Annotated in this window: 17 protein-coding genes; 10 read left to right on the top strand and 7 right to left on the bottom strand. The window is 58.7% G+C overall.

The window, feature by feature from the left end; genetic code table 11:
* Positions 1–92: 92 nt before the first annotated feature.
* Positions 93–1,232, top strand: coding sequence for a GGDEF domain-containing protein (locus EYD00_RS08975; RefSeq protein ID WP_034498776.1), 1,140 nt, complete (start codon positions 93–95; stop codon positions 1,230–1,232).
* A gap of 18 nt (positions 1,233–1,250) precedes the next feature.
* Here the strand turns inward: EYD00_RS08975 and EYD00_RS08970 are convergent, their stop codons facing one another.
* The 3 genes from EYD00_RS08970 to EYD00_RS08960 form a co-directional block, all read right to left on the bottom strand.
* Positions 1,251–1,454, bottom strand: coding sequence for a type II toxin-antitoxin system antitoxin (locus EYD00_RS08970; protein WP_004442898.1), 204 nt, complete (start codon positions 1,452–1,454; stop codon positions 1,251–1,253).
* 217 nt (positions 1,455–1,671) lie between these two features.
* Positions 1,672–5,160 (bottom strand): carbamoyl-phosphate synthase large subunit, encoded by a 3,489-nt coding sequence (gene carB, locus EYD00_RS08965; protein ID WP_034498779.1) that lies wholly within the window; start codon positions 5,158–5,160, stop codon positions 1,672–1,674.
* Positions 5,161–5,318: 158 nt separating this feature from the next.
* Positions 5,319–6,182 (bottom strand): LytTR family DNA-binding domain-containing protein, encoded by an 864-nt coding sequence (locus tag EYD00_RS08960; RefSeq protein WP_034498781.1) that lies wholly within the window; start codon positions 6,180–6,182, stop codon positions 5,319–5,321.
* Between the two features lie 47 nt (positions 6,183–6,229).
* Between EYD00_RS08960 and EYD00_RS08955 the strand changes: the two genes are divergently transcribed.
* Positions 6,230–6,718, top strand: coding sequence for a DUF2306 domain-containing protein (locus EYD00_RS08955; protein WP_004442895.1), 489 nt, complete (start codon positions 6,230–6,232; stop codon positions 6,716–6,718).
* A gap of 98 nt (positions 6,719–6,816) precedes the next feature.
* The gene (gene ypfJ / locus EYD00_RS08950; RefSeq protein ID WP_004442894.1) at positions 6,817–7,734 is read left to right on the top strand and encodes a KPN_02809 family neutral zinc metallopeptidase; all 918 of its coding nucleotides are present in this window, start codon (positions 6,817–6,819) and stop codon (positions 7,732–7,734) included.
* A gap of 30 nt (positions 7,735–7,764) precedes the next feature.
* Here the strand turns inward: ypfJ and EYD00_RS08945 are convergent, their stop codons facing one another.
* Both EYD00_RS08945 and mcpU read right to left on the bottom strand, forming a co-directional pair.
* Entirely contained in the window at positions 7,765–8,244 is a 480-nt protein-coding gene (locus tag EYD00_RS08945; protein WP_004442892.1) for a DUF2938 domain-containing protein, read from the bottom strand.
* Positions 8,245–8,531: 287 nt separating this feature from the next.
* A complete protein-coding gene (gene mcpU / locus EYD00_RS08940; protein WP_004442890.1) occupies positions 8,532–10,622 on the bottom strand; it encodes a methyl-accepting chemotaxis protein McpU in 2,091 nt (696 codons plus the stop codon).
* Positions 10,623–10,952: 330 nt separating this feature from the next.
* On the opposite strand from mcpU, the gene EYD00_RS08935 reads away from it, so the two are divergent.
* Positions 10,953–12,350: an MATE family efflux transporter gene (locus EYD00_RS08935; protein ID WP_004442888.1), complete on the top strand. Its 1,398-nt coding sequence runs from the start codon at positions 10,953–10,955 to the stop codon at positions 12,348–12,350.
* 37 nt (positions 12,351–12,387) lie between these two features.
* Here the strand turns inward: EYD00_RS08935 and carA are convergent, their stop codons facing one another.
* Positions 12,388–13,593, bottom strand: coding sequence for a glutamine-hydrolyzing carbamoyl-phosphate synthase small subunit (gene carA / locus EYD00_RS08930; protein WP_004442887.1), 1,206 nt, complete (start codon positions 13,591–13,593; stop codon positions 12,388–12,390).
* A 338-nt stretch (positions 13,594–13,931) separates the two neighbouring features.
* Between carA and EYD00_RS08925 the strand changes: the two genes are divergently transcribed.
* The 5 genes from EYD00_RS08925 (at position 13,932) to EYD00_RS08905 (ending at position 21,091) form a co-directional block, all read left to right on the top strand.
* Positions 13,932–14,381, top strand: coding sequence for a GatB/YqeY domain-containing protein (locus tag EYD00_RS08925; RefSeq protein WP_004442886.1), 450 nt, complete (start codon positions 13,932–13,934; stop codon positions 14,379–14,381).
* A gap of 251 nt (positions 14,382–14,632) precedes the next feature.
* The gene (locus EYD00_RS25895) at positions 14,633–15,142 is read left to right on the top strand and encodes a GNAT family N-acetyltransferase (protein ID WP_004442885.1); all 510 of its coding nucleotides are present in this window, start codon (positions 14,633–14,635) and stop codon (positions 15,140–15,142) included.
* Positions 15,143–15,545: 403 nt separating this feature from the next.
* Positions 15,546–17,531, top strand: coding sequence for a DNA primase (gene dnaG / locus EYD00_RS08915; RefSeq protein WP_004442884.1), 1,986 nt, complete (start codon positions 15,546–15,548; stop codon positions 17,529–17,531).
* 393 nt (positions 17,532–17,924) lie between these two features.
* Positions 17,925–19,979 (top strand): RNA polymerase sigma factor RpoD, encoded by a 2,055-nt coding sequence (gene rpoD / locus EYD00_RS08910; RefSeq protein WP_004442883.1) that lies wholly within the window; start codon positions 17,925–17,927, stop codon positions 19,977–19,979.
* A 194-nt stretch (positions 19,980–20,173) separates the two neighbouring features.
* Positions 20,174–21,091, top strand: a complete 918-nt coding sequence (locus tag EYD00_RS08905) for a DUF930 domain-containing protein (RefSeq protein ID WP_004442882.1) — start codon at positions 20,174–20,176, stop codon at positions 21,089–21,091.
* A gap of 78 nt (positions 21,092–21,169) precedes the next feature.
* Here EYD00_RS08905 and EYD00_RS08900 read toward each other — a convergent pair whose 3' ends face one another.
* A complete protein-coding gene (locus tag EYD00_RS08900) occupies positions 21,170–23,722 on the bottom strand; it encodes an HWE histidine kinase domain-containing protein (RefSeq protein ID WP_004442879.1) in 2,553 nt (850 codons plus the stop codon).
* Between the two features lie 253 nt (positions 23,723–23,975).
* Between EYD00_RS08900 and EYD00_RS08895 the strand changes: the two genes are divergently transcribed.
* The gene (locus EYD00_RS08895) at positions 23,976–24,398 is read left to right on the top strand and encodes a secondary thiamine-phosphate synthase enzyme YjbQ (RefSeq protein ID WP_004442878.1); all 423 of its coding nucleotides are present in this window, start codon (positions 23,976–23,978) and stop codon (positions 24,396–24,398) included.
* Positions 24,399–24,492 lie beyond the last annotated feature (94 nt).

The raw sequence follows: 24,492 nt of genomic DNA, 5'->3' as shown, positions 1-24,492 counted from the left end.
TATGCTTTGCGCATCGTTAGTTTTTCGTTTTAATTGAAATTTATTCGAGTCATTTTATATGTCTCATCAAAATATTTATAAACGGGCGTATTATGCTTGGTGAACTTGACCTTGCAACAGTCATACTAATGCAAAAATGCTCCTACATCGTGGGGCTAATGAGTTTTATTTATTTGATGCTGACCAATCGCGGCCTGCGCGGTCCTGTCACTCTTGCCGCGGGCTTTGCGGCAATGGCCGTCGGCTCAACGCTTGCCGGATATGGCGAGTGGAAGATATTGTCGCCGGCCTTGCGGCGGTTGGGCAGTATCGTATTCGGTATTGCAGGTTATGCGCTTATCTGGCTTGGTCTGAAAGCGTTGAGCGACGGCCGTTTTGTATCGCCGAAAACTCTGCTTGGGACTTGTCTTGTCGTGGTTCTCGGGATTGTCCTCGCGTATGAGGTGGCGGAGAACAATGCGTTGCGCGCTGCGCTGTTCAATGGCTGTGCGGCGCTCGCCTATCTCGGCGCAGCCGTGGTGCTGTTTAGCGGCTGGCGCAAGGAGCCGCTTCTTTCCCGCATCGCGATGGGCGCGATCACCACCGTCTCGGGGCTGATTTCACTTCTGGTGGTAAAGGGGGTGCTTTCACCCTCTCTCGCCTCCATCGACATCGTCAATGCGTTCTTCCTCATCATTATGCTCAACTTTGCGATTGCCCTGTTCGTGATGGTGCTGGTGGCTGAACGCTCGGAGCGGAAACTGTTGATCCTTGCCAATACGGATCCGCTGACAGGCGTGAAGAACCGGCGCTTCTTCTTCCAGACGATGCCCACAAAGCCTGATCCCACCGATGCGACAATGCTACTCGATATCGATCACTTCAAATCGATCAACGACCGCTTCGGCCATTCCGTCGGTGACAGCGTCCTGCAGGAAGTGGCAAAGCGGATCGGCGGCAGTATTCGCAGTGGCGACGTGCTGGCCCGTTATGGCGGCGAGGAATTCATCATCTTCCTGCCCGGCGCAGGAAGCCAAAAGGCGTCAATGATAGGCGAGCGCATTCGCAACGCGGTTGCTTTGAAAGAGGTGGACTGCGGCGGGCTGCGTGTCGGTGTGACAATCAGCATCGGCATTGCGACAAGCGGCGAGATACACTGTGATCTCCAGACGCTGGCCGACATGGCCGACCGCGCGCTGTACCGCGCCAAGAGCGAAGGCCGCAACTGCGTACGGGAAGCACTGGCGGCTTAAAGCCTGCCGTTTCAGATGCTATTCGCTCTCGTTCGATTTGTGGCCCAGGTCATGGCCTACCTCTCGCTCACGCTGCCTAAGGGCTTCTTTCAGAAGAATTTCGATCTGCGCGTTAATGCTGCGCAGCTCGTCGCTCGCAGTCTGGCGGACAGCGTTCAAAATCACCGGTTCGATGCGCAGTGGGAAAGCTACACGCATCGGGCCGGGCGGTCGTCCAGTCATGCTTTTGCTCCAGATGCGGGTTCAGGAACTGGGTGATCGGCGATGGCGGAGAATTCTCGGGACAGGGAAAAATCGTCATCGGCCTGCGGGTGGAAATGATGTTTTTTTGATACCGGCGTTGGATTGCAGGTGTATTACGCAATGAGAAACGCCGCCAACCCGGTGGTTCGCGGCGTTCCGGCGTTCATTCAGTTCGTCAGGCTTTCTTGCTGATCTCTTAGTTGAAGTAGCTCTGCAGCGGCTTCACTTCCAGATTGCCGGCCTTCAGCGCCTTGATGGCGAGGGCGGCTGCTTCGGCACCTGCCATCGTTGTGTAATAGGGCACCTTCTGCATCAACGTTGCGCGGCGCAGAGACTTGCTGTCTGAAATCGCCTTGTTGCTGTCGGTGGTGTTGATGACGAGCTGGACCTGACGGTTGCGGATTGCGTCCTCGATATGCGGACGGCCTTCCTGCACCTTGTTGATCTTTTCGGCGTTGATGCCTTTTTCGGCAAGGAAACGCTGGGTGCCGCCGGTGGCCAGCACTCTGAAGCCGCTTTCCACGAGAATGCGGATGGCGGGCAGAACGCCTTCCTTGTCCTCATCACGGACCGAGACGAAGACCGCGCCGGAGCGCGGCAGGTCAACACCGGCGCCGAGCTGGCTCTTGGCGAAGGCGAGCGCGAAATCAGTGTCGAGGCCGATGACTTCACCGGTCGAGCGCATTTCCGGTCCGAGCAGAATGTCGACGCCGGGGAAGCGCGCGAAGGGGAAGACGGCTTCCTTGACGGCAATGTGCGTGAGGTTACGCGGATCAGGCTTCTCGCCGTAAGCGGCAATCGCCGGATCGAGCCTCTCGCCCGCCATGACGCGGGCGGCGATCTTGGCGATCGGCGCGCCGATGGTCTTGGCGACGAAAGGCACGGTACGCGAGGCGCGCGGGTTGACTTCGAGAACGTAGATCGTGCCGTCCTTGATGGCGTATTGAACGTTCATCAGGCCGCCGACCTTGAGCGCCTTGGCAAGCGCCGTCGTCTGGCGCTCCAGTTCGTCGAGGGTTTCCTTGCTGAGCGAACGCGAAGGCAGCGAGCAGGCCGAGTCGCCCGAGTGGATGCCGGCCTCTTCGATGTGCTCCATGATACCGGATACGAAGACGTTTTCGCCATCGCACAGCGCGTCGACGTCCACTTCGACGGCGTTGGTCAGGTAGCTGTCGAACAGCAGCGGGTTCTTGCCGAGCAGGGTGTTGATCTGGCCGGTCTTGTCGTTCGGGTAACGCTGCTTGATGTCCTCGGGTACGAGACCCGGAACCGTGTCGAGCAGGTAGGTCTGGAGCTGGCCTTCCGAATGGATGATCTGCATGGCGCGGCCACCCAGAACGTAGGACGGGCGAACCACCAGCGGGAAGCCGATTTCAGAAGCGACAAGGCGGGCCTGCTCGACCGAATAGGCGATGCCATTGTTCGGCTGGGCGAGATCGAGCTTCATCAAGAGCTTCTGGAAGCGGTCGCGGTCTTCGGCAAGGTCGATCATGTCAGGCGCGGTGCCGAGGATCGGGATACCGTTCTTTTCCAGCGCTTCTGCAAGCTTCAGCGGTGTCTGGCCACCGAACTGCACGATGACGCCGACGAGTTCACCCTTTTCCTGTTCGGCGCGCATGATTTCGATCACGTCTTCGGCCGTCAGCGGCTCGAAATAGAGGCGGTCGGAAGTGTCGTAGTCGGTGGACACCGTTTCCGGATTGCAGTTGATCATGATCGCTTCAAAGCCGGCATCCTTCAGCGCGAAGGCGGCGTGGCAGCAGCAATAATCGAACTCGATGCCCTGGCCGATACGGTTCGGGCCGCCGCCGAGGATGACGACCTTCTTACGGTCGGAGACCTGCGCTTCAGAGCGGGCTGCGCCGACGAAGGGTATTTCATAGGTCGAATACATGTAGGCGGTCGGCGAGGCGAATTCGGCGGCGCAGGTGTCGATGCGCTTGAAGACCGGGCGGACGTTCAGGCTGTTGCGCAGCTCGGCCACTTCCTTCGGGCGCTTCGAGGTCAGGCTGGCGAGGCGGGCATCGGAGAAGCCCATGGCCTTCAGCATGCGCAGGTTCTCGGCATCCTGCGGCAACCCATGCTCGCGGATGCGGGCTTCCGTGTCGACGATGGCCTTGAACTGGGCGATGAACCAGGGGTCGATCTTCGAGTTCTCGTGGACTTCCTCTTCGCTCATGCCCATGCGAAGCGCCTGGGCGACCATGCGCAGGCGATCCGGCGTCGGCGTGCCGATGGCAGCACGGATCGCGTTCTTGGAGGCTTCGCCCTCTTCGTAACCGGGAATTTCGATTTCATCGAGACCGGTAAGGCCGGTTTCGAGACCGCGCAGCGCCTTCTGCAGGGATTCCGCAAAGGTGCGGCCGATGGCCATGACTTCACCGACCGACTTCATCGCGGTGGTGAGGATCGGCGACGCGCCCGGGAACTTCTCGAAGGCGAAACGCGGGATCTTGGTGACGACGTAGTCGATGGACGGTTCGAACGATGCCGGGGTGGCGCCGCCGGTGATGTCGTTTTCGAGTTCGTCCAGCGTGTAGCCGATGGCCAGTTTGGCAGCGATCTTGGCGATCGGGAAGCCGGTTGCCTTGGAAGCCAGCGCAGAGGAGCGCGATACGCGCGGGTTCATTTCGATGACGACAAGGCGGCCGTCCTTCGGGTTGACGGCGAACTGCACGTTGGAGCCGCCGGTCTCGACGCCGATCTCACGCAGCACCGCAATCGAGGCGTTGCGCATGATCTGGTATTCCTTGTCGGTCAGCGTCAACGCTGGCGCAACAGTGATGGAGTCACCGGTGTGGACGCCCATCGGATCGATGTTTTCGATGGAGCAGATGATGATGCAGTTGTCCGCGGTGTCGCGGACGACTTCCATCTCATACTCCTTCCAGCCCAGAACCGATTCTTCGACCAGAACTTCCGTCGTCGGCGAGGCGTCGAGGCCGCCGGAGACGATGTCGAAGAATTCCGAGCGGTTATAGGCAATGCCGCCGCCCGTGCCGCCCAGCGTAAACGACGGGCGGATGATGGCGGGCAGGCCGACATGATCGATGGCCTGGGCGGCAATGGCCATGGCGTGGGCCATGTAACGCTGCTTGCGGTCGGTTTCGCCGAGGTTCCACTGGTTTTCGAGGTCGTCCAGCGCCTTGTCGAGTTCGGGGCCGGAGAGCTTGCCCTTCAGTTCCGCCCGCGCAGCTTCATGCTTCTTGCGGTCTGCATCCTTGATTTCCGTGGCGTTGGCGAGCATCGAGCGCGGGGTTTCAAGGCCGATGCGGGCCATGGCTTCGCGGAAGAGGGCCCGGTCTTCAGCCATGTCGATGGCTTCGGGCTTCGCGCCGATCATTTCGACATTGTAGCGGTCGAGAACGCCCATGCGCTTGAGAGAAAGCGCGGTGTTGAGCGCGGTCTGGCCGCCCATGGTCGGCAGCAGCGCGTCGGGACGCTCCTTTGCAATGATCTTGGCCACGACTTCAGGGGTGATCGGCTCGACGTAGGTGGCGTCCGCGAGACCCGGATCGGTCATGATCGTCGCCGGGTTGGAGTTGACCAGAATGACCCGGTAACCTTCTTCCTTCAGCGCCTTACAGGCCTGCGTGCCGGAGTAATCGAATTCACATGCCTGACCGATAACGATCGGTCCCGCGCCGATGATGAGGATGGACTTGATATCTTGGCGCTTCGGCATGGGCTCTCTCGTTCCGCTTTTCGGTTGCGCAAAACACCGGCCAGGGTGGAAGATCACCGGCCGGGGAGCGCAATTCAAATGTTTTCAGGCTAGAAGCGGCTTATAGGCAAATGTTTTTGAGAACGGAACCCCATAAATTCCGGAATCGACAGAAACTCTTAACGGGCAGGGGCAAGCGCGGCAAAACGGGCCTGTACCGCCGCGGTATAGGAGCGGCTGACGGGAATTTCTGTGCCGTCCCTTGTCATGAGAAGCAGACGGCCTGTCTGTTTACGCAGCGCGACGACATTCGTATCGGCAATCCAGTGGGAGCGGTGCACCTGCAAGCCCCGCGTCTCGCCAATCTCCTTCAGCGCATCGGCAAAACGCAACAGGACGAGTTGACGCCCGCGCGTGGTGACGATTTCGGTATAATGGTCCTGTACTGAGAGCCGCAGCAGTTCGCCACGCTTTTGCGGTGGAAGCCGCTCCAGCAGCGGTGCGAGGCCCTTAGCGTGTTTGATGTCTTCGTCTCTGACCGTAGAGGCATTGGCCGTCGTCTCGAACGACTGGCAGGCGGTGAGATAACTCAGCAGGCAGAAGATGGCGCAGAGAGGCAGGGAGGACAGGCTGCTCTGCAAAAAGGGGCCGAAACCCATTTCCCTGCCTGAAAAGACCCCGTTTGTGATGGTAAGCAAGAGCCCGATCGGCAAGGCGGCCGTCAGCGAGCCGATCATCATGCGCGCCAGCATATTTTCGATGCGGCCGGCAAGGATGCTGTTGGCGATGATGGAAAAGGATATGGCAAATATCCAGGCGCCGGCCTGAATGATTGTCCAGTAAAGCAACCGGTCGGCGAAGCTCATGGTTTCGCTCGTTCCGAAAGGCCCGGTCACGATGAAGATCGCCAGCACCGCAAGGAATGTCAGCCACAGCCTGCGCGATTGCAGAACGGCGTGCATTTCACGAAGCGTGGATTGCAGATACGGGTGATCCACGAAGTTTTCCTGCTGATGGCGCCAATCCGTTTTTCCTGTCCGCATGTTTCGCCGAAATTGCCGGTGATTTCAACCGAGCCGAAACAGCAACCATGTCATTCCAGCCTCTGTTAGACGCACCGCTTGCCGTGCAATTCCATGTCGCCACCGTCATGCCCGCAGCCATTCTCGGGGCCTTCATCTTCCTGCGTCCCAAGGGAACCGCCATCCACCGGCTGCTCGGCAAGATCTGGGTGATGCTGATGGTTTCGACTTCCATTTCAACCTTCTTCATCCATGAATTGAGGATGTTTTGCGGTTTCAGCCCGATCCATCTCCTCTCCGCTTTCACGATATATGGCTGTCTGCAATCGATCTACTTCGCCCGGCGTGGCGATATCAGACGCCATATGCGGATTATGCAGAGCGTTTATCTGGGCGGCATCGTTATTGCGGGAGGATTCACCTTCGTTCCCGGACGCCTTATGAATAAGGTTGCTTTCGGTGGCGGCGGAGCGGGATTTGTGGCCGTTTCCGCCGGCGCTCTGGTCTTTGCCTTCCTGTTTCTGACCGTGTTGAAACAAAGACGCAGAGCCGCATGAAAGACTCCGCTGACCGCCTCTGCTTTCTTCCGGAACAAGATGTATTATAGTGCCGTTATAAGGCAGCTTGTTGAGGCGATAGTCGCCGGGAGAATAGCATGGAATGGAGAGGGCGCCGCCAGTCGGACAATATTGAGGATCGGCGCGGCATGTCGGCGGGGCCGAGTGATCCTTTTTCCCGAGGCGGGATGCGCGTGCCAATCGGGCGTCGCGGCGGCGGTATCGGGATTGGCGGTCTTCTGGTCATTCTGTTGATCAGCTGGGTGCTCGGCATCAACCCGCTGACGCTGCTGACCGGCGGCGATCTGTCGATGGATGGCGGCGGTACGACGCAGTCGGGGACCCAGCAGTCCGGCACACGACCACAGGGGCAATCGTCCGACGAGACGACCGCCTTCGTCCGCACCGTTCTTGCCGAGACCGAGGATACGTGGAGCGGCATTTTCCAGTCGGCAGGCGAAACCTATCAGAAGCCGACGCTGGTTCTGTTCTCCGGGCAGGTGTCTTCCGCCTGTGGTTATGCTTCCGCTGCCAGCGGTCCGTTCTATTGCCCGGGCGACCGTAAGGTCTATCTCGATACCAGCTTCTTCAAGGAACTGGACCAGCGTTTCGGCGCGGCTGGCGATTTCGCGCAGGCTTACGTGATTGCTCATGAGGTCGGCCACCACATCCAGAACCTGACCGGCGTTCTGCCTGAGTTCAACCGCCGCCGTCAGTCGATGAGCCAGACGGACGCCAACAAGATGTCGGTGCGTGTGGAGCTTCAGGCGGATTGTTATGCGGGCATCTGGGGCAAGTTTACCGAACAGAAGGGCATTCTTGAGACCGGCGACCTTGAGGAAGCCCTGAACGCCGCCCACCAGATCGGCGACGATACGCTGCAGAAGCAGACTCAAGGCTATGTGGTGCCCGATAGCTTCAACCACGGCACCTCGGCGCAGCGCATGGAATGGTTTAAGCGCGGCTTCCAGAGCGGCCGGGTCGAGGACTGCGATACTTTCTCGGCTAATATCTGAGGAGAGGGGGCTTTTCAGCCCCCTTTTCGTTTAGCTCATCAAGAGCGCCACGACATACATGCCGAGGGCGAAGATGGTATGGGCCACGAGGTTGAGGACGCGAACCTTCGTTGGGTTCGGTGTCTTCGATGCGGCCCAGCCAATGCCGAGACCCGGCTGCAGCAGGAACCAGCCTGCGCCCACCGTTATGATGCCGACGACCCACGGCGCTATAAAGGACGGGTTTGCAAACCAGGCGGGCGGGACCACCAGGGCAAGAATGACACCATAGAGAATCCCGACGGCGTAATGCGAAATCCAGCCGAGCGCCAGTTCATGCTCGTAGGGTTCAGCTGTGGCGATGCTGTCGTGAAATATCCTGCCTTTCGGCACATGCCAGAACCAGCGGCCGACCGGCGCCCAGTTCGGGGCGGACTGGCCGAAGAACCGGTGCAGTATGATTGCCCATATATCCATAAACACGGTGCCGCCAATGCCCATGGCAATGCCGCGCCAAATCAGTTCCAGCATGAATCCCTCCGCATGATCATGATCGATCAAGCTCTAGCGGATCGTGTGAATGGCGGGAACCGACTATTAGGAGGGTGGACAAAAAAATGGCCGGATCGCTCCGGCCATGAGGTGAGAAAGGCGTAAGATTTCACCTCCGTCATGCTCGGGCGTGTCCCGAGCATCTGCGACGTATGTTTTACACGAGACGTGGTTGGATCCTCGGGACAAGCCCGAGGATGACGTCGAGCGTGGTGATGGTTGGCCATGATCCGGTGCTATAATGATCGGCCAATATCCATTCTCCCTTAAGCAGCCCGCCCATATTCCGCCTGCCGCCGCGTAGCCGTGGCGAGCTGGAACTGCGCTAGCAACTCATTCAGCGCCGCCGCTTCCGAGGCGAGGCCATGACTTGCTGCCGTCTGCTCCTCGACCATGGCGGCATTCTGCTGCGTGCCCTGATCGATGGTGTTGATGGCGGTGTTGATTTCCTGGAGGCCGGTCGACTGTTCGCGCGATGCGGTGACGATCGCGTCGATGTGGCGGTTGATCTCCTGCACTTCGCGGACGATGGTTTCCAGCGCCTTGCCGGCATTGCCGACGAGTTCGACGCCGGACTGCACCTGCGAGGTGGAGGCGTTGATCAGCGTCTTGATCTCCTTTGCCGCATTGGCGGAACGCTGGGCAAGTTCGCGCACTTCCTGGGCGACGACAGCAAAACCCTTGCCGGCCTCGCCGGCGCGGGCGGCTTCAACACCGGCGTTGAGCGCGAGCAGGTTGGTCTGGAAGGCGATCTCGTCGATCACGCCGATGATGTTGCTGATCTCGGAAGATGATTTTTCGATGCCTTCCATGGCGCGCACGGCATCTTCGACGATGACGCCGGACTGTTCGGCATTGCCGCGGGCGCGGTCGACCAGACGGCCGACTTCTTCCGCACGGCGGGCGGAATCCTTGACAGTCGTGGTGATTTCCTCAAGCGCCGCCGCCGTTTCTTCCACGGAGGCTGCCTGCTGTTCGGTGCGTCGCGCCAGATCGTCGGCTGACTGGCGAATTTCGCCGGCACCGGCATCGATCGCAAGCGCGTTCTGTCCGACGGTGCTGAGCGCAGCATTCAACTTCGCAACTGAATTGTTGAAGTCGTCGCGCAGGCGATCGATGCGGGACACAAACGGCGTATCGATACGATAATTGAGATCGCCGTTGGAGAGATGAGCAAGACCCTTTGCCAGTGAATCGACTGCAAACTGGATATCGGCCGCGTCTTTTGCTGCCAGTCGTTCCCGCTCGTTACGCTCCTGTTCGGAAAGTGTGCGGTTCTGTTCGGCGTCCCCTTCGAGCCGCAGGCGTTCCATGGCGTTCGAGCGGAACACGGCAACGGCCGCAGCCATGGAGCCGATCTGATCGGTGCGTTCCTGGCCAGGAATGGCGACCTCGAGATTGCCGGCAGCCAGGCCTTCCATGGCGGAGGTCATCTGCGTTACCGGGCGAACGATGAAGCGGGAGAGCACGGTCGCCAGCAGGCCGATCATGATCGTGGCGGCGAGAATGGTGGCGATGGTCGCGGCCATGCGGAACTGCCCGATGGCGCCATAGGCAACATCGGAATCAACAACAAAGCCAAGATACCAGTCGACCGAAGGCAGGCCGGCAACGGGAATGAAACTGGTGATTTTGCCCTTGCCGTTGATTTCCGTCTGGGAAATTGCAGAAGAAATCACCGGCGTATCGACTTTGAAGAGATCGGTCAGCGGCTTGTCGACGAATTTTGCATCGGGATGGATGAGAATCTTGCCATCCTTGCTGACGAGGAAGGCGTAACCGTCCTTGCCGGCATCCACTGACGTGATCATCTTGACCAGGGAGTCGAGCGAGAAGTCGCTGCCGGTCACACCGGTAAGCTTGCCGTCGACGGAGACCGGAATGGCAGCCGTGATGATGAGGCCGCCGGTGGAGGCGTCGTTATAAGGCTCGGTCAGCACCGTCTTGCCGGCTTTCACCGCATCCAGGTACCACGGGCGCTTGCGCGGGTCGTAGCCTTCCGGCAGCGGTGTCTTCGGGAAGGTGGTGAAGGTGCCGGTTTCCGCATTGCCAAAATATGTGGACATGAATTGCGCGGTCAGCACCTCATTCTCCAGGAACTGCAGCTTCGCACCGTCCTCGGGAAGCTTGGCAAGCGTCTTTGCCACGGTTTCCGTCAGCATGATGCGGCCATTCAGCCAATTCGCGATGCTCTGGGCGGCCTGCTTGCCGGAAGAATCGATATTTTCCGCCACCGCTTCGGTGGTGACCCGATGCTGAAGGCTGTCGATATAATACGAGAAGCCCGCGAAGGCGGCGACGACAAGAGATGACGCGGCAACCAGAATGCGCGTCATAAGATTGGTTTTCTTTGGCAAGCTACAGATCCTTGAAGCCCGATGCACCGATAAGGTCATCTTGAACAATGGTTGGGGAAACATGCCTCGAAGGCGGGAATATTCTGCGTCATGCAGCTTATGATTTTAGAAGAACTATTCGATGTTCTAATGGATAAAGGCGAATGGTAAAATTCGACTAAACTTGTGTTTGGTGAGGGCTCGTATTGCGAATTTGTCGAGCCTTTTCAGAACTGCGTAATTTTTAACCATGCACTGCTGCCGGTTGCATGCAGACAGCGATTATTTTATTCATCCTCGTGCTGCCGTTGCGCAAATCGCGGGCAACGGCCAATGTTCGGGTGAATTACAATGTCTTCGTCGGTTGTTGCAGGAACCGTTCCGTCCGGATCGGGGTCGTGGTTTTCGCATTTCAAGGCTACGCTTGTTCTCGGGATTCCGCTTATCGGCGCGCAGCTCGCGCAGCTTGGCATCCATACCACCGATATGGTGATCGTCGGTCAGCTGGGTGCAGAGAAGCTGGCGGCCATGGTGCTGGCCGGGCAGTTTTTCTTTGTCGTCTTCATTTTCGGCTCGGGCTTCTCCGTTGCCGTCGTACCCATGGTGGCCCAGGCTTACGGGCAGGGCGATGCGACATCTGCGCGCCGCTCTTTGCGCATGGGCATGTGGGTGGCCATTGCCTATTGGCTGCTGGCGCTGCCGATCTTCATGAATGCAGAGCGCATTCTGGTTGCGCTTGGGCAGAACGCCAACGTAGCGGCACTGACCGGCCATTATCTCGCCATCGCCAAATTCGGCCTTCTGCCGGCGCTGCTGTTTTATGTGCTGCGTGGCCTTGTCAGCGCCATCGGCCGCGCAGGCATCATTCTTTATGCCACCATCATCATGCTGGTGATGAATGGTATACTCGCCTATGCTCTTGTCTTCGGACATTTCGGGCTGCCGGCCATGGGCATGAATGGCGCGGCCGTGGTTGCGGTCATCGTCAACGCCTTCAGCTTCATCTTCATCGTGGCTTATGTGCAGACGCGCGAGGAAACGAAGAAATACGAGCTGTTCGTGCGCTTCTGGCGGCCGGACTGGCATGCGCTTTTTGAAGTGCTGCGTCTTGGCCTGCCGATCAGCATCACCATTCTTGCCGAGGTGACCCTGTTTGCCGCCGCCTCGATCCTGATGGGGCAGATCGGCACGGTACAGCTCGCGGCGCACGGCATTGCCCTGCAGCTCGCTTCCATCGCCTTCATGATCCCGCTCGGCCTTTCGCAGGCAGCGACCGTTCGCGTCGGCGTGGCGCGGGGCCAGGGGGACTTCAAGAACCTCATCCGCGCTTCGATCATGATTTACGCCATCGCCTGTGGCATCGCCCTGTGCGGTGGCATCCTGTTTGCGGCGGTGCCGGAATTTCTGGCGAAGTGGTTCCTTGATCCCAAACTTCCGGAAGCTGCGGAAGTGCTCGCTTATGCGAGCAGCCTGGTGGTGATTGCCGGCATCTTCCAGCTTGTCGATGGCATTCAGGCCGTGACGGCAGGCCTGCTGCGCGGGTTGAAGGATGCGCGCATACCGGCGATGCTGGCGCTGATCTCCTATTGGCCGATTGGGCTGGCGCTTGCCTGGACCATGGCTTTTCCGCTCGGTTTCGGCGGGCGCGGTGTCTGGTTCGGCTTTGTGATCGGTCTTTCGACAGCCGCCGTTCTTCTCACCATCCGCTTCGTGCTGCTTGTGAAGCGTGAAATGAAAACGGCCCGCTGAGAAGCGGGCCGCATGTAACGTCCGGATTGGAAAAGTATCAGCGCTCGGCGAGCGCTGCCTCACCCTTCTTTTCACGCAGCAGGTTGACGAAGCGGCGGAAGAGATAGTGGCTGTCCTGCGGGCCCGGCGATGCTTCCGGGTGGTGCTGGACGGAGAAGACCGGCTTGCCGGTGATGCGCAGGCCGCAATTGGTACCGTCGAACAGCGAGATGTGGGTCTCTTCGACGCCCTCGGGCAGCGACTTGGTATCCACCGCAAAGCCGTGGTTCATCGAAACGATTTCCACCTTGCCGGTCGTGAAGTCCTTGACCGGATGGTTCGCGCCATGGTGGCCCTGATGCATCTTTTCGGTCTTTGCGCCAACCGCAAGGCCGAGCATCTGGTGGCCGAGGCAGATGCCGAAGATCGGCAGGTCGGTCTTGATGAGGTTCTGGATGACAGGAACGGCATATTCGCCCGTCGCAGCCGGGTCTCCGGGGCCGTTGGACAGGAACACGCCATCCGGCTTCAGCGCCAGGATGTCTTCGGCCGAGGTCTGCGCCGGAACGACCGTGACCTTGCAATCGAGACCGGCAAACAGGCGCAGGATGTTGCGCTTGACGCCAAAATCGACGCAGACGACGTGATACTTGGCATCGGCTTCGCCGAGCGTGCCGTAACCCTTGTTCCAGACCCACGGCGTTTCAGCCCAGGTGGAAGACTGGCCGGAGGTGGCTTCTATGGCGAGGTCGAGGCCGACGAGGCCGCTCCATGCCTTGGCTTCCGCCTTCAGCGCTTCGATGTCGAAGACGCCGTTCGGATCATGGGCGATAACCGCGTTCGGGGCACCGTTTTCGCGGATCCATGCCGTCAGGGCGCGGGTGTCTATGCCGCAGAGGCCGATGACGCCGCGGGCCTTCAGCCATGCATCCAGATGCTTGACCGCGCGGAAGTTCGAGGGGTCGGTGATGTCGGCCTTGAAGATGACGCCGACGGCGCCGCGCCGGGCGGCGGGCGTCAGGTCTTCGATATCTTCTTCATTGGTGCCGACATTGCCGATATGCGGGAAGGTGAAGGTAACGATCTGGCCGAGATAGGAGGGGTCGGTGAGGATTTCCTCGTAACCCGTCAGCGCCGTGTTGAAGCAGACCTCGGCCTGAACCTTGCCGGTTGCGCCTATGCCTGTTCCTTCAATCACCGTGCCATCGGCAAGAACAAGCATTGCGGTCGGTTTGCGGGTAGTCCAGGGCGCTGTCTCGGTCATCTCGTTCCGTTTCTGCCGCTTCGCACCCCGCCTCTTGAAAGGCAGGGGGTAAGGGGCCATTTTTGTCGCAGGCTTCGTGACATAAAGGGGCGCGCGATAAAGCTCGCGTTCCGACCCTTCGTTAAAATCTCGTGCAGGTGCCGGAAAATAACGAAAGCAGCCCAAGCGGTCAACCGCAGGGCCAAGATTTACGTGGAATTAAACCGACGTATTTTCAAGGTCTTATGCATTTGATTTGCTTGAGCGTGTCGGCTCGTTTATGTCGTTTCGCAAAATGAGGTGGAAAGTTTCCGTATCGAGAAGCTGCGGAAAGCGCTTTCCCAAGGAGAAGAAAAATGATGCGCGACACGTTCGCAAACGCTTTGAAGGACGCATTGAAGGCTCGTGATGCACGCCGCACCTCGACCGTGCGTCTCATCCAGACGGCCATCAAGGATCGCGATATCGCCAACCGCGGCGTGGGCAAGGACCCCGTCAGCGATGAAGATATCATGCAGATTCTGACCAAGATGGTGAAGCAGCGGGAAGAATCCGCCAGCATCTATGAAGGTGCGGGCCGTCCCGAACTTGCCGCTCAGGAGCGCGAAGAAATCGTCATCATCAAGGAATTCATGCCGGAAGAAATTCCGGCCGAGAAGGTGCGCGAACTTTGCCAGGCCGTCATCGCCGAAACCGGTGCTTCCGGCCTGCGTGACATGGGCAAATGCATGAATGCGCTGAAGGAACGTTATCCCGGTCAGATCGACTTTGCGAAGGCCTCCGGCGTCGTGAAGGATTTGCTGAAGTAGGTTTGCCGCTCCAGAAAAACCAAAAGCAGGGCAGCCATGGCTGCCCTGTTTTTTTTTGTCCGCAGAGACCCACTCAGGTGAACCGAAATGTTGTCATGCGCAGGTATCAAGGGCGGCGTAAAAGCCCGCTCGGCTGCGGCATAAAAATCCGGCAGTCCGAGCAAAACAAGTGGTATGATCGCATTTGCCCCATTTGTTTTGTCACATCCAAAGGCTTGTTCGCTGGTGGGATATTAACAACGGAGTGGGTCGTGAATTTCAGTCTCGATGCAGCATCGGTAGCCGATATGTCTGCTGTTCAAAATATGATGCAATTATACACGCATGATTTCTCCGAATTTTGGGCTGGGACGCCGCGAGGTGAACTTGGCCAAGATGGCAGATTTCCCGATTATCCGATCGCGCCGTATTTTGAGTGCCCCCGGTGGTCAGCTTTCCTGTTTAAGATAGACGATAAGCCTGTTGGATTTGCACTTATCAATGATAAGGGCCACTCGGCCTTACCGACCGAATATTCCGTCGGAGAGTTTTTCATCGTGCGAAAGTATCGCGGACAGGGGCTTGGTCTGATTGCGGCACAGAGACTTTTTCATCGGTACCCGGGGGCCTGGGAAGTTGCCGTCGCCAGAAAAAACACGACGGCGCTGGTATTCTGGCAGGGAGCAATCCGGAAATGTGCCGCTGAGGGCAGCGTTTCCGAACTGGACTGGAACCGTCCTGAATGGAATGGCGCCATCTTCCGGTTTCGCATTTGCGCATAGGAACGCGCCGGAGCCAGAAGTATAGCGAAAAAGTAAAGGCAGGGCAGATGTGGGCTGCCCTGCCTTTTTCTGTCGACGAAAACGCATTCCGGCGGATCAGAATGCTCTCAAGCGCAGGCGTTTTTCGGGGGACGTGCCTGCGGGCGTCGGCAGATTTCTGCGATTTCGTTGCTTTGGCTGTGGCTGTGTTTTTACATCGCGCGGACGGACTGCTCAAATTACAAAAACATAATTTTTAGTGATGATGCAGCGCCACAAATTTGCCTAAAGCAGGCGCAAAGGGCTTTGCCAGCTTTTGCGCCACCCTGTGAATAACGGGTATTGTGGCTGTGAACTGGTTCATAGGGTTGGTGCTGGCGCCATTCTGCGCTTATATGAAAGACTGGCCTCGAACAGGTAACCCATGCGCTTTTCCAACTCTTTCCTTGATGAGATACGCGACCGCGTGAACATCTCCGATGTGATCGGCAGACGTGTGTCCTGGGACAAGAAGAAGACCAATGCGCCGCGCGGGGATTATTGGGCCTGCTGCCCGTTCCATGGCGAAAAAAGCCCGAGCTTTCACTGTGAGGACCGCAAGGGGCGGTATCATTGCTTTGGTTGCGGCGTTTCCGGCGATCATTTCCGCTTTCTGACCGAGCTTGAGGGCTTAAGTTTCCCGGAAGCCGTGCAGCAGATCGCCGATATGGCCGGCATTTCCATGCCGCAGCCCGATCCGCAGGCGGAGAAGCGGGAGCGTGAGCGCACCTCTCTTCAGGACGTCATGGAAATGGCGACGCTGTTCTTTCAGGATCAGCTGCAAACGGCGCTCGGCGCTCGGGCTCGGGCTTATCTGCGCGATCGCGGGCTGACCGGGCGTACCATCGAGACTTTTCGGCTGGGTTATGCGCCTGATAGTCGCAACGCGCTGAAGGAGCATCTTGCAAGCAAGGGTGTTTCCAAGGAGCAGATGGAAGCCTGCGGGCTGGTGGTCCATGAAAACGTGCCGGTTTCCTATGACCGTTTTCGCGACCGCATCATGTTCCCGATCCTGTCCTCGCGGGAAAAGGTGATTGCCTTCGGCGGCCGCGCCATGGCTTCGGATGCGGTGGCGAAATATCTCAATTCCAACGAGACCGAGCTCTTTCACAAGGGCAATGTTCTCTATAATTTCGCCCGTGCACGTCGGGCCGCACAGGCGGCGGGCGGCACGGTCATTGCAGTCGAAGGGTATATGGATGTCATCGCGCTTTATCAGGCGGGCGTCGAAAATGCCGTCGCACCGCTCGGCACTGCCTTGACCGAAAGCCAGCTCGATCTGCTCTGGAAGATGTCGCCGCAGCCGATCCTCTGCTTCGATGGCGACGGCGCCGGCATTCGCGCCGCCAACCGTGCCGCTGATCTCGCCTTGCCACATATCAAGCCGGATCGCTCCGTCAGCTTCGCGCTTCTGCCCGACGGCAAGGATCCGGATGATCTCGTGCGTCTGGAGGGTAGGGCGCCTTTCGACCGCGTTCTTTCCGAGGCAAAGCCGCTGGCCGCGATGATCTGGAGCCGCGAGACCTCAGGCGTTACTTTCGATACGCCGGAAAAGCGTGCCCAGCTTGAGAGCCGCCTGCGGCAGATCGTGGCCGTTATTGGTGACGAGACGGTGCGGCGCTTCTATCAACAGGACATGCGTGACAGGCTGAATGCCTTCTTCCAGCCGCGCTTTCAGGCAGGCGGGCAGCAGGGTGGCAATTTCCGCCGCAATGGCGCACAGGCGCCGGGGCGTGGCTTTCAGCGCAACGCACCGGGCCGGGGTGGGGCTATGGCGACACCTGCCAGCAGTATTTCGGAACGGTTGGCGCAATCCGGCCTTGTCAGGGGTTATCAGACCAAGCCGTCGCTTCGGGAGAGCGTTCTGGCCATCACCATCGTCAACCATCCCGAACTGCTTCTCGAGGAATATGACGAGATCGCCGCGATCGATTATGAGAACCGTGACCTGCAACGCCTGTGGTCTACGGTTCTGACCTACGCGGCCGAAAATGCGGCTGCGATATCGCGGGCGGGGCTGATCGAGCGCCTGTCGCAGCAGGGCTTCGACGTGCTGCTGAAAACCATGGATCAGCAGGTGCGCAATGCCCGTCTGTGGACGGCGACCGGCGAGGCGGCGATGGAGGATGCACGGGAAGGTTACGTGCAGGCGCTTTCCCTGCACAAAAGGACAAAGTCGCTCCTCTGGCAGAAAAAGGAGCTGGAGCGCGAAATTGCCGAGGCGACGGATGATGAGCGCGGGACCCTTCTGGTGCGCGCGCTTGCCGAGGTTCAGCTGGAGATCGGCCGAATGGAAAATCAGGAGGCCATCATCGATGGTTTCGGGGTTATGTCCGGCCGGGTGAAGGGACCGGCCGTCGGTCATGGATGATCGTCGCGGCAAGAATTGAAAGGTGTGTGGGGTTGCCTTTTGCGGCAGGCGTCCTAAATAGGGGATAGTCTGGTGATAATTCGCAAAATGCGGCTCTTTTTAAGAATTTCCGTGGCTGTCTCGCCTTCAAAGGCTTGACGGGGCGGGAAATAGCGGGAATCACCAATTCAGGAAAAGTAAGGTGGAATGAGCCTTGGCGGATAGAAATTGCATGAGCAAGCATTTCCGGGTGCACTGTCCTTGCATTCTGCCTGAGGCTGCCGTGGTTAATCGGCAATTAAAGATCACTCCGTTAGGTGTCTGACAGTGATTCGCGGCAATGCGCCGGATGCTCAAGGGGCGGACGGCGATGCGGCGGAACAGGTGTTAGCGTCAGGGAAAGCGACGAGATAGATGGCAACCAAAGTCAAAGAAAACGAAGAAGCAGAAAACGAACGCGACGGTGCGACGGACGGCCCGCTTCTCGACCTTTCGGATGACGCGGTCAAGAAAATGATCAAGGCCGCCAAGAAGCGCGGCTATGTGACGATGGACGAGCTGAATTCGGTCCTGCCGTCCGAAGAGGTGACCTCCGAGCAGATCGAAGACACGATGGCGATGCTGTCCGACATGGGCATCAACGTGATCGAGGACGAGGATGCCGAGGAAGCCGCCGGTGGCGATGACGACGGCGATTCCGACGGTGACGATTCCGAGGGTGGCGAACTTGCGCCTTCCAGCGGCACCGCGCTTGCGACCGCCAAGAAGAAAGAACCAACCGACCGCACCGACGACCCCGTGCGCATGTATCTGCGCGAGATGGGTTCTGTCGAGCTTCTGTCGCGCGAAGGCGAAATCGCCATCGCCAAGCGCATCGAGGCTGGCCGCGAGACGATGATTTCGGGCCTGTGCGAAAGCCCGCTGACGTTCCAGGCGCTGATCATCTGGCGCGACGAACTCAACGAAGGCACCACGCTGCTGCGCGAGATCATCGATCTCGAAACGACCTATTCCGGCCCGGAAGCCAAGGCTGCGCCGCAGTTCCAGAGCCCGGAAAAGATCGAGGCCGACCGCAAGGCCGCCGAAGAAAAGGAAAAGACCCGCAAGCTGCGTGCTCCGACCGGTGACGAGGATGTCACCGATGTTGGTGGTGACGGCCTGCCGCCGGAAGAGGAAGAAGAGGACGACGACGAGTCCAATCTTTCCCTTGCCGCGATGGAAGCCGAACTGCGTCCGCAGGTCATGGAAACGCTCGACACCATTGCCGACACCTACAAGAAGCTGCGCAAGCTTCAGGATCAGCAGGTGGAAGCGCGTCTGGCCTGCACCGGTACGCTCTCTTCCGGCCAGGAGCGCCGTTACAAGGAATTGAAGGATCAGCTGATCACGGCCGTGAAGTCGCTTTCGCTGAACCAGAACCGCATCGACAGCCTTGTCGAGCAGCTCTACGACATTTCCAAGCGTCTGATGCAGAACGAAGGCCGGCTGCTGCGCCTTGCGGAATCCTATGGCGTCAAGCGCGACAGCTTCCTCGAGCAGTATCACGGTGCGGAACTCGATCCGAACTGGATGAAGTCGATCGCCAATCTGGCCGCCCGCGGCTGGAAGGAATTCGCGCGCGAAGAAAGCAACACGATCCGGGAAATCCGCCAGGAGATCCAGAACCTCTCCACGGAAACCGGCATTTCCATCGCCGAATTCCGTCGCATCGTTTCGATGGTGCAGAAGGGTGAGCGCGAAGCGCGCATCGCCAAGAAGGAGATGGTCGAGGCCAACCTGCGTCTCGTGATCTCGATTGCGAAGAAGTACACGAACCGTGGTCTGCAGTTCCTCGATCTCATTCAGGAAGGCAATATCGGCCTGATGAAGGCGGTGGACAAGTTTGAATACCGTCGCGGTTACAAGTTCTCGACCTATGCGACATGGTGGATCAGACAGGCGATCACCCGCTCGATTGCTGATCAGGCCCGCACGATCCGTATTCCGGTGCACATGATCGAAACGATCAACAAGATCGTTCGTACCTCGCGCCAGATGCTGCACGAGATTGGCCGCGAGCCGACCCCGGAAGAACTGGCCGAAAAGCTGGCCATGCCGCTGGAAAAGGTGCGCAAGGTTCTGAAGATCGCCAAGGAGCCGATCTCGCTCGAAACCCCCGTGGGTGACGAAGAGGATTCGCATCTCGGTGACTTCATCGAGGACAAGAACGCGCTGCTGCCGATCGACGCCGCCATTCAGGCGAACCTGCGCGAAACGACCACCCGCGTTCTGGCTTCGCTGACACCGCGTGAGGAACGTGTTCTGCGCATGCGCTTCGGCATCGGCATGAACACGGACCATACGCTGGAAGAGGTCGGCCAGCAGTTCTCGGTCACGCGCGAACGTATTCGCCAGATCGAGGCGAAGGCGCTGCGCAAGCTGAAGCACCCAAGCCGCTCAAGAAAGCTCCGCAGCTTCCTCGACAGCTAAGCTTTTGCTTCCTTTAAAATTGAACCCGGTCAGTCAGCTCTGGCCGGGTTTTTTGTTTTCCGCACCGGCGAACTCTGCGACAAGCCTTATGTGTGAGGCAGGCGATCCGCTTCCGCTGGATATGTCCGGGTTCGATTTGGTTCGGTAAGATGCAACAGGTTTCGGCAGGCAGGTGGCGGTGGAAGGGATGGGCGATGCCCGTCTCCGTTCTTCTGCATCTTGTCGTCGTGGCGATTTTCCTTTTCGAATTGCCGGAGCGTGTAGCCGAGCCGCAGGAACCGGAAAGCATCAGCGTCGATCTGGTGCCACCGCCTGAGGAAAAAAAGGCAGAAGAGGCCCCGCCGCCCGGTGAGGAGAAGGCGAAAGAGGAAAAACCGCAACCTCCGCCACCACCTCCCGCGCCACCGGCTGAAGAAGCGAAACCGGTGCCGCAACCGCAGGCGACGTTGCCTTCCATCGCCATGCGGCCGGAAGAGGCGCAGGCAGACCCTGAGGACAAGGCCGGCAAGACTGAAGAAGCGGAAAAGACACAACCATCCGCAGAACCGCCGCGCGAGCCCGAGAAAGCGGCCGAGGAAAAGCCTGCGCCCGCCGCCGCCAACAGCGACCTCAAGGTTTCCGCCGAGCAGGGAGAGATCGCGGTTGCGCCGATGAAAGAAGAAGCGTCACCGGAGCAGCCGCCAGTACCGCAACCAAAGCCGCCTGAGGAAAAGCCTTCTGAGGCAAGGGAAAACAAGCCCGCGAAACTTCCTGCGGCTAAGAGTTTGCTTTCATCGGCTCTACTGACACCGGCGCAGAGACGGCAGATGTTTGGCGATCTACCGCCGCGGCGTCGTATCGTGCAGCTTTGCCAAGCGGAAGCACTGGCCCAAATAAGACAGGTTTACGCTGATACCCGCGGCATGTATGGCTTTTCCGACACGGGCGGACGTATATCGGGCAATGTTCTTGACGCGACTGGCGGCGCATTCAACGTCGGCGACGTCTGGCGCGATGTCACGTTTCAATGCGAGGTGGATGTCGATAACTATGCAGTGACGGCCTTCAGAATTAAGATGGGGGACGTCATCACGCCAGCTGAAGCAAGGAAACGGGGTTTCACCGGTCGGTAGCAGATCGGTCGCCGAATTAAAAAATGATCCGTCCTCCAAATGCACGGAAAACCTCGGTTGACGTTTGTCACTTGTCGCTCAAACGCGCTCCGCATCGCCCACCAAAACCCCAATCCCGGCCATTAGCGCATCCTCGTCATAGGGCTTCCTGATCACCGGAACAGCGCCGAATTCATCCGGCACCATGCTGCCATCGGCGTAGCCGGTAGCGAACATGAACGGGATGCCACGGCGGTGAAGTTCCCGGGCGACGGGAATGGAGGTGTCCGAACCGAGATTGATGTCGAGAATTGCCACGTCAGGCACATAGCTTTTCAGCTTTTCAATTGCCATCGCAGACGAAGTCGCCGTTTCGATGGTTTTGATGCCGTTATCCTCGAGCATGTTTTCGACGTCCATGGCGATCAGCATCTGATCTTCGACGAGTAATATTTTCAACGGCTCCTCCCGGTTATAGCGGCTGGATTGCCGCGCGGGCTCATTTTCTGTCGGTATTTCGACACTTTCGGTGGCTGACGAGACATGACGGAAGGGCAGCATAATTTCTGCCTCCAATCCATCGGGCAAATAGCGCAACGTACTGCGTCCGCCGAGATCGTAAGGAATGCTGCGGCTGATAAGCGCCGTGCCGAAGCCGGCGCGGGATGGCGTCGGCAGTTTGGTGGTCAGCACTTCCCGCCACTCGATTTCGCAATCGCGGTTTTCGTTGACCCACCAGCGCACATGCAATTGCCCACCGTTCTGCGAAAGCGCGCCGTATTTGGCGGCGTTCGTCGCCAGTTCGTGCAGAACGAGCGCCATGACGGAGAAGGCGCGCGAATCAAGTGTGACGTGGGGACCTTCGAGTTTCACCGTCGTTTCCGGGGAACGATGCGGCGATAATTCCGCGTCGAGAAGATCGCGCAGCGCGCCGCCACCTTCGCCTCGGATGATCTGATCATGGGCAAAGGACAAGGCTTGAATACGGCCCTTCAGGGCAGCCACATATTCCTGCAGGGTCTTGCCTTCCTGTGAGGGATTGCCGACCAGCGATTTGATGATGGCGAGAACATTCTTGACGCGGTGGTTGAGCTCCTCGTTCAACATGCGCTGGCGCACTTCGGCGCGTTCCCTTTCGCCGGCCATTAGCTCGCTGTGATGGAAGGCGACCTCGACCAGCGCAATTCTGGCGGCTTCCGCTATTTCCCGGTCATCTTCCGACCAGGGCTGCGCCCTCTGATGCACCGTCTCTTTCCAGATCGCGAAACTCTTGCGTGGTGTGAGACGGTCCCCCATCGGGCCGGTTTCATAGGATTTTTCCGGATTGCCGGCCCAGTTCAGATTTTGCACGATCTCCTTGCGGAAAAACAGGAGATAGTCCTGTTTCACCTGAGAAAGTGGGATGGCGAGCATTCCCGCTGCCGTGTCGGCGTAGATTTCCGCCTCAGGTATCGCCTGCGACAGCGCATGGGTCGCCCAGACCCTGCCTTCCGAGGCCGAGGCGACGAAACGCGCGAGCCTTGGAATGGCGTCATGCGGTGGTGTTGCGCCATGGCCGTGCCAGTTGTTGTCTACCCAGAGACCGACACCATCACACGGCATCAGATCGGCAAAATCCTGAAAACTGTCGATCAGCAGTTCTTCGATATTGGCGTGGTGCGCGGCTAGCCGCAGGAAGCGATCGAGCGCGGCATGGGCATGGTTGACGGTGTCCAGCCGACGTTTCTGCTTGAGGACCTGCAAATGCATGGAGAAGAATTCTCCAAACATTTCAGCGGCAATCCTCACCGGCATTGTCAGGACACGCGGGGAATAATGGTGACAGGCGATCAGACCCCAGAGGGTGCCATCGACAATCACCGAAATCGACATGGAAGCGGCGACGCCCATATTGCGAAGATACTCGCAATGGATGGGAGAGACGCTGCGGAGGTGCGCGAAAGAGAGGTCGAGCGGTTCGCCGGAGATATCAAGGGCGGGCAACACGGGGATTCGTGTGCCGCTGGCATCAGAGATAATGCGGAGCGTGTTCTTGAGATAAAGCGTGCGGGCCTGCTGGGGTATGTCGCTGGCGGGGAAATATTGGCCGAGGAAGCTTTCCAGTTCCGGTTGCTTTGCTTCCGAGACGACCTTGCCGGCTCCATCTTCCTCAAAGCGGTAAATCATTACCCGGTCGTAGCCAAGCGTCGCCTTTACCAGCCTGGTCGTTCTGGAGATGAGGCTTTCCACGCTGTCCGCCTCGCGAATGCGATCCACCATCTTGCGTGCGGTGCCCAGGGGCTGGGTTTCGCTGCGGGACGGTTCGAATTCGATGATCGTGGTGGATTTGTAGCGGTGGAGCGAAATGTCGAAGCTTCGGCCGTCGCCCATTTCCGTTGCGGGCAACATGGCCGGGCGCGTTGTCCTCCCGGTTACAGTCAGCGCGTTGCGGAGGTTGTGTACGATGTCCTTGCCGAGAACCTCTTCGGCGGTCCGGCCATTGATATCGCCTTCCACACCCAGAATGTCGCAGCAATTTGCCGAATGCCGCAGCACCATGCGCAAAGCGTTATCGCAGGCGATGAGACAGCCATGGGGTTGAATATAGCCGGGGATATGGATGGGCTCGCGGTCGCAATTGGTCAGATCGACACGATAGTCAGTGGGTGCCATGAGAAAGTCTTTCGCACCCTGTGTCAGTCCTGCGCTGCAAATGCCGTGTTTGTCTATGGAAGGGATAGCCTGGATAATTCATTATTATATTGCCAACCCTTCCCCGTTTTATGCAACTGCAGTGGCGGTTTTCCGTTCTGCTGTCATGGGCTGTTATCGCCCTGTCGTCTTATACTTATCGCCATCGGATAGAATTTGACATGGTGCAACGTTCGCAGCGCCGATTTTGTTCCCGACTATTTGAAAGAAAAACGTGCCGCAGAAGAAAATAATCATCTCTACCCACGGGCAGGGCCTTTACGAGTTTACGTCTGAAGCAAAAGGCTTCGTAAATCAGGCCGGCTCAACGGAAGGCTTGCTGACAGTCTTTGTCCGGCACACGTCCTGTTCCCTGCTCATCCAGGAAAATGCCGATCCCGACGTCCGGCGCGATCTCACGGAGTTTTTCTCCCGTCTCGTCCCGCCTTCGAGCGATCCTTCCATGCGGTGGGTTGTCCACACCCTGGAGGGGCCCGACGACATGCCCGCCCACATCAAATCGGCGCTGACGATGGTTTCCATCGGCGTTCCCATCACGGATGGCAGGCTCGTGCTTGGCACCTGGCAGGGCCTTTATCTCTTCGAACATCGCGATCAGTCGCATCGGCGCGAAGTCGTGCTGCATATCTCGCCGTGATGTGCGGATCCTGATCGGGGTGTCCGCGTTAACCACCCTGAACGCCTGCTGAACATTCGGTTCTGCTGATATTCAGATGGGCGAGTCTAGGGTC

Origin of the sequence: Agrobacterium sp. 33MFTa1.1, assembly GCF_004328495.1 — a bacterium.
In the GTDB taxonomy this organism is placed as follows: Bacteria; Pseudomonadota; Alphaproteobacteria; order Rhizobiales; family Rhizobiaceae; genus Agrobacterium; species Agrobacterium pusense.
This window is presented reverse-complemented; position numbering and strand designations above follow the sequence as displayed.

Coding starts and splice junctions, on each gene's coding strand:
- carB (WP_034498779.1), bottom strand. CDS start 5,160: ATGCCGAAGCGCCAAGATATCAAGTCCATCCTCATCATCGGCGCGGGA.
- EYD00_RS08975 (WP_034498776.1), top strand. CDS start 93: ATGCTTGGTGAACTTGACCTTGCAACAGTCATACTAATGCAAAAATGC.
- EYD00_RS08925 (WP_004442886.1), top strand. CDS start 13,932: ATGCGCGACACGTTCGCAAACGCTTTGAAGGACGCATTGAAGGCTCGT.
- EYD00_RS08970 (WP_004442898.1), bottom strand. CDS start 1,454: ATGACTGGACGACCGCCCGGCCCGATGCGTGTAGCTTTCCCACTGCGC.
- EYD00_RS08960 (WP_034498781.1), bottom strand. CDS start 6,182: ATGCGGACAGGAAAAACGGATTGGCGCCATCAGCAGGAAAACTTCGTG.
- rpoD (WP_004442883.1), top strand. CDS start 17,925: ATGGCAACCAAAGTCAAAGAAAACGAAGAAGCAGAAAACGAACGCGAC.
- EYD00_RS08955 (WP_004442895.1), top strand. CDS start 6,230: ATGTCATTCCAGCCTCTGTTAGACGCACCGCTTGCCGTGCAATTCCAT.
- dnaG (WP_004442884.1), top strand. CDS start 15,546: ATGCGCTTTTCCAACTCTTTCCTTGATGAGATACGCGACCGCGTGAAC.
- ypfJ (WP_004442894.1), top strand. CDS start 6,817: ATGGAATGGAGAGGGCGCCGCCAGTCGGACAATATTGAGGATCGGCGC.
- EYD00_RS08945 (WP_004442892.1), bottom strand. CDS start 8,244: ATGCTGGAACTGATTTGGCGCGGCATTGCCATGGGCATTGGCGGCACC.
- carA (WP_004442887.1), bottom strand. CDS start 13,593: ATGACCGAGACAGCGCCCTGGACTACCCGCAAACCGACCGCAATGCTT.
- EYD00_RS08900 (WP_004442879.1), bottom strand. CDS start 23,722: ATGGCACCCACTGACTATCGTGTCGATCTGACCAATTGCGACCGCGAG.
- EYD00_RS08905 (WP_004442882.1), top strand. CDS start 20,174: ATGCCCGTCTCCGTTCTTCTGCATCTTGTCGTCGTGGCGATTTTCCTT.
- EYD00_RS08935 (WP_004442888.1), top strand. CDS start 10,953: ATGTCTTCGTCGGTTGTTGCAGGAACCGTTCCGTCCGGATCGGGGTCG.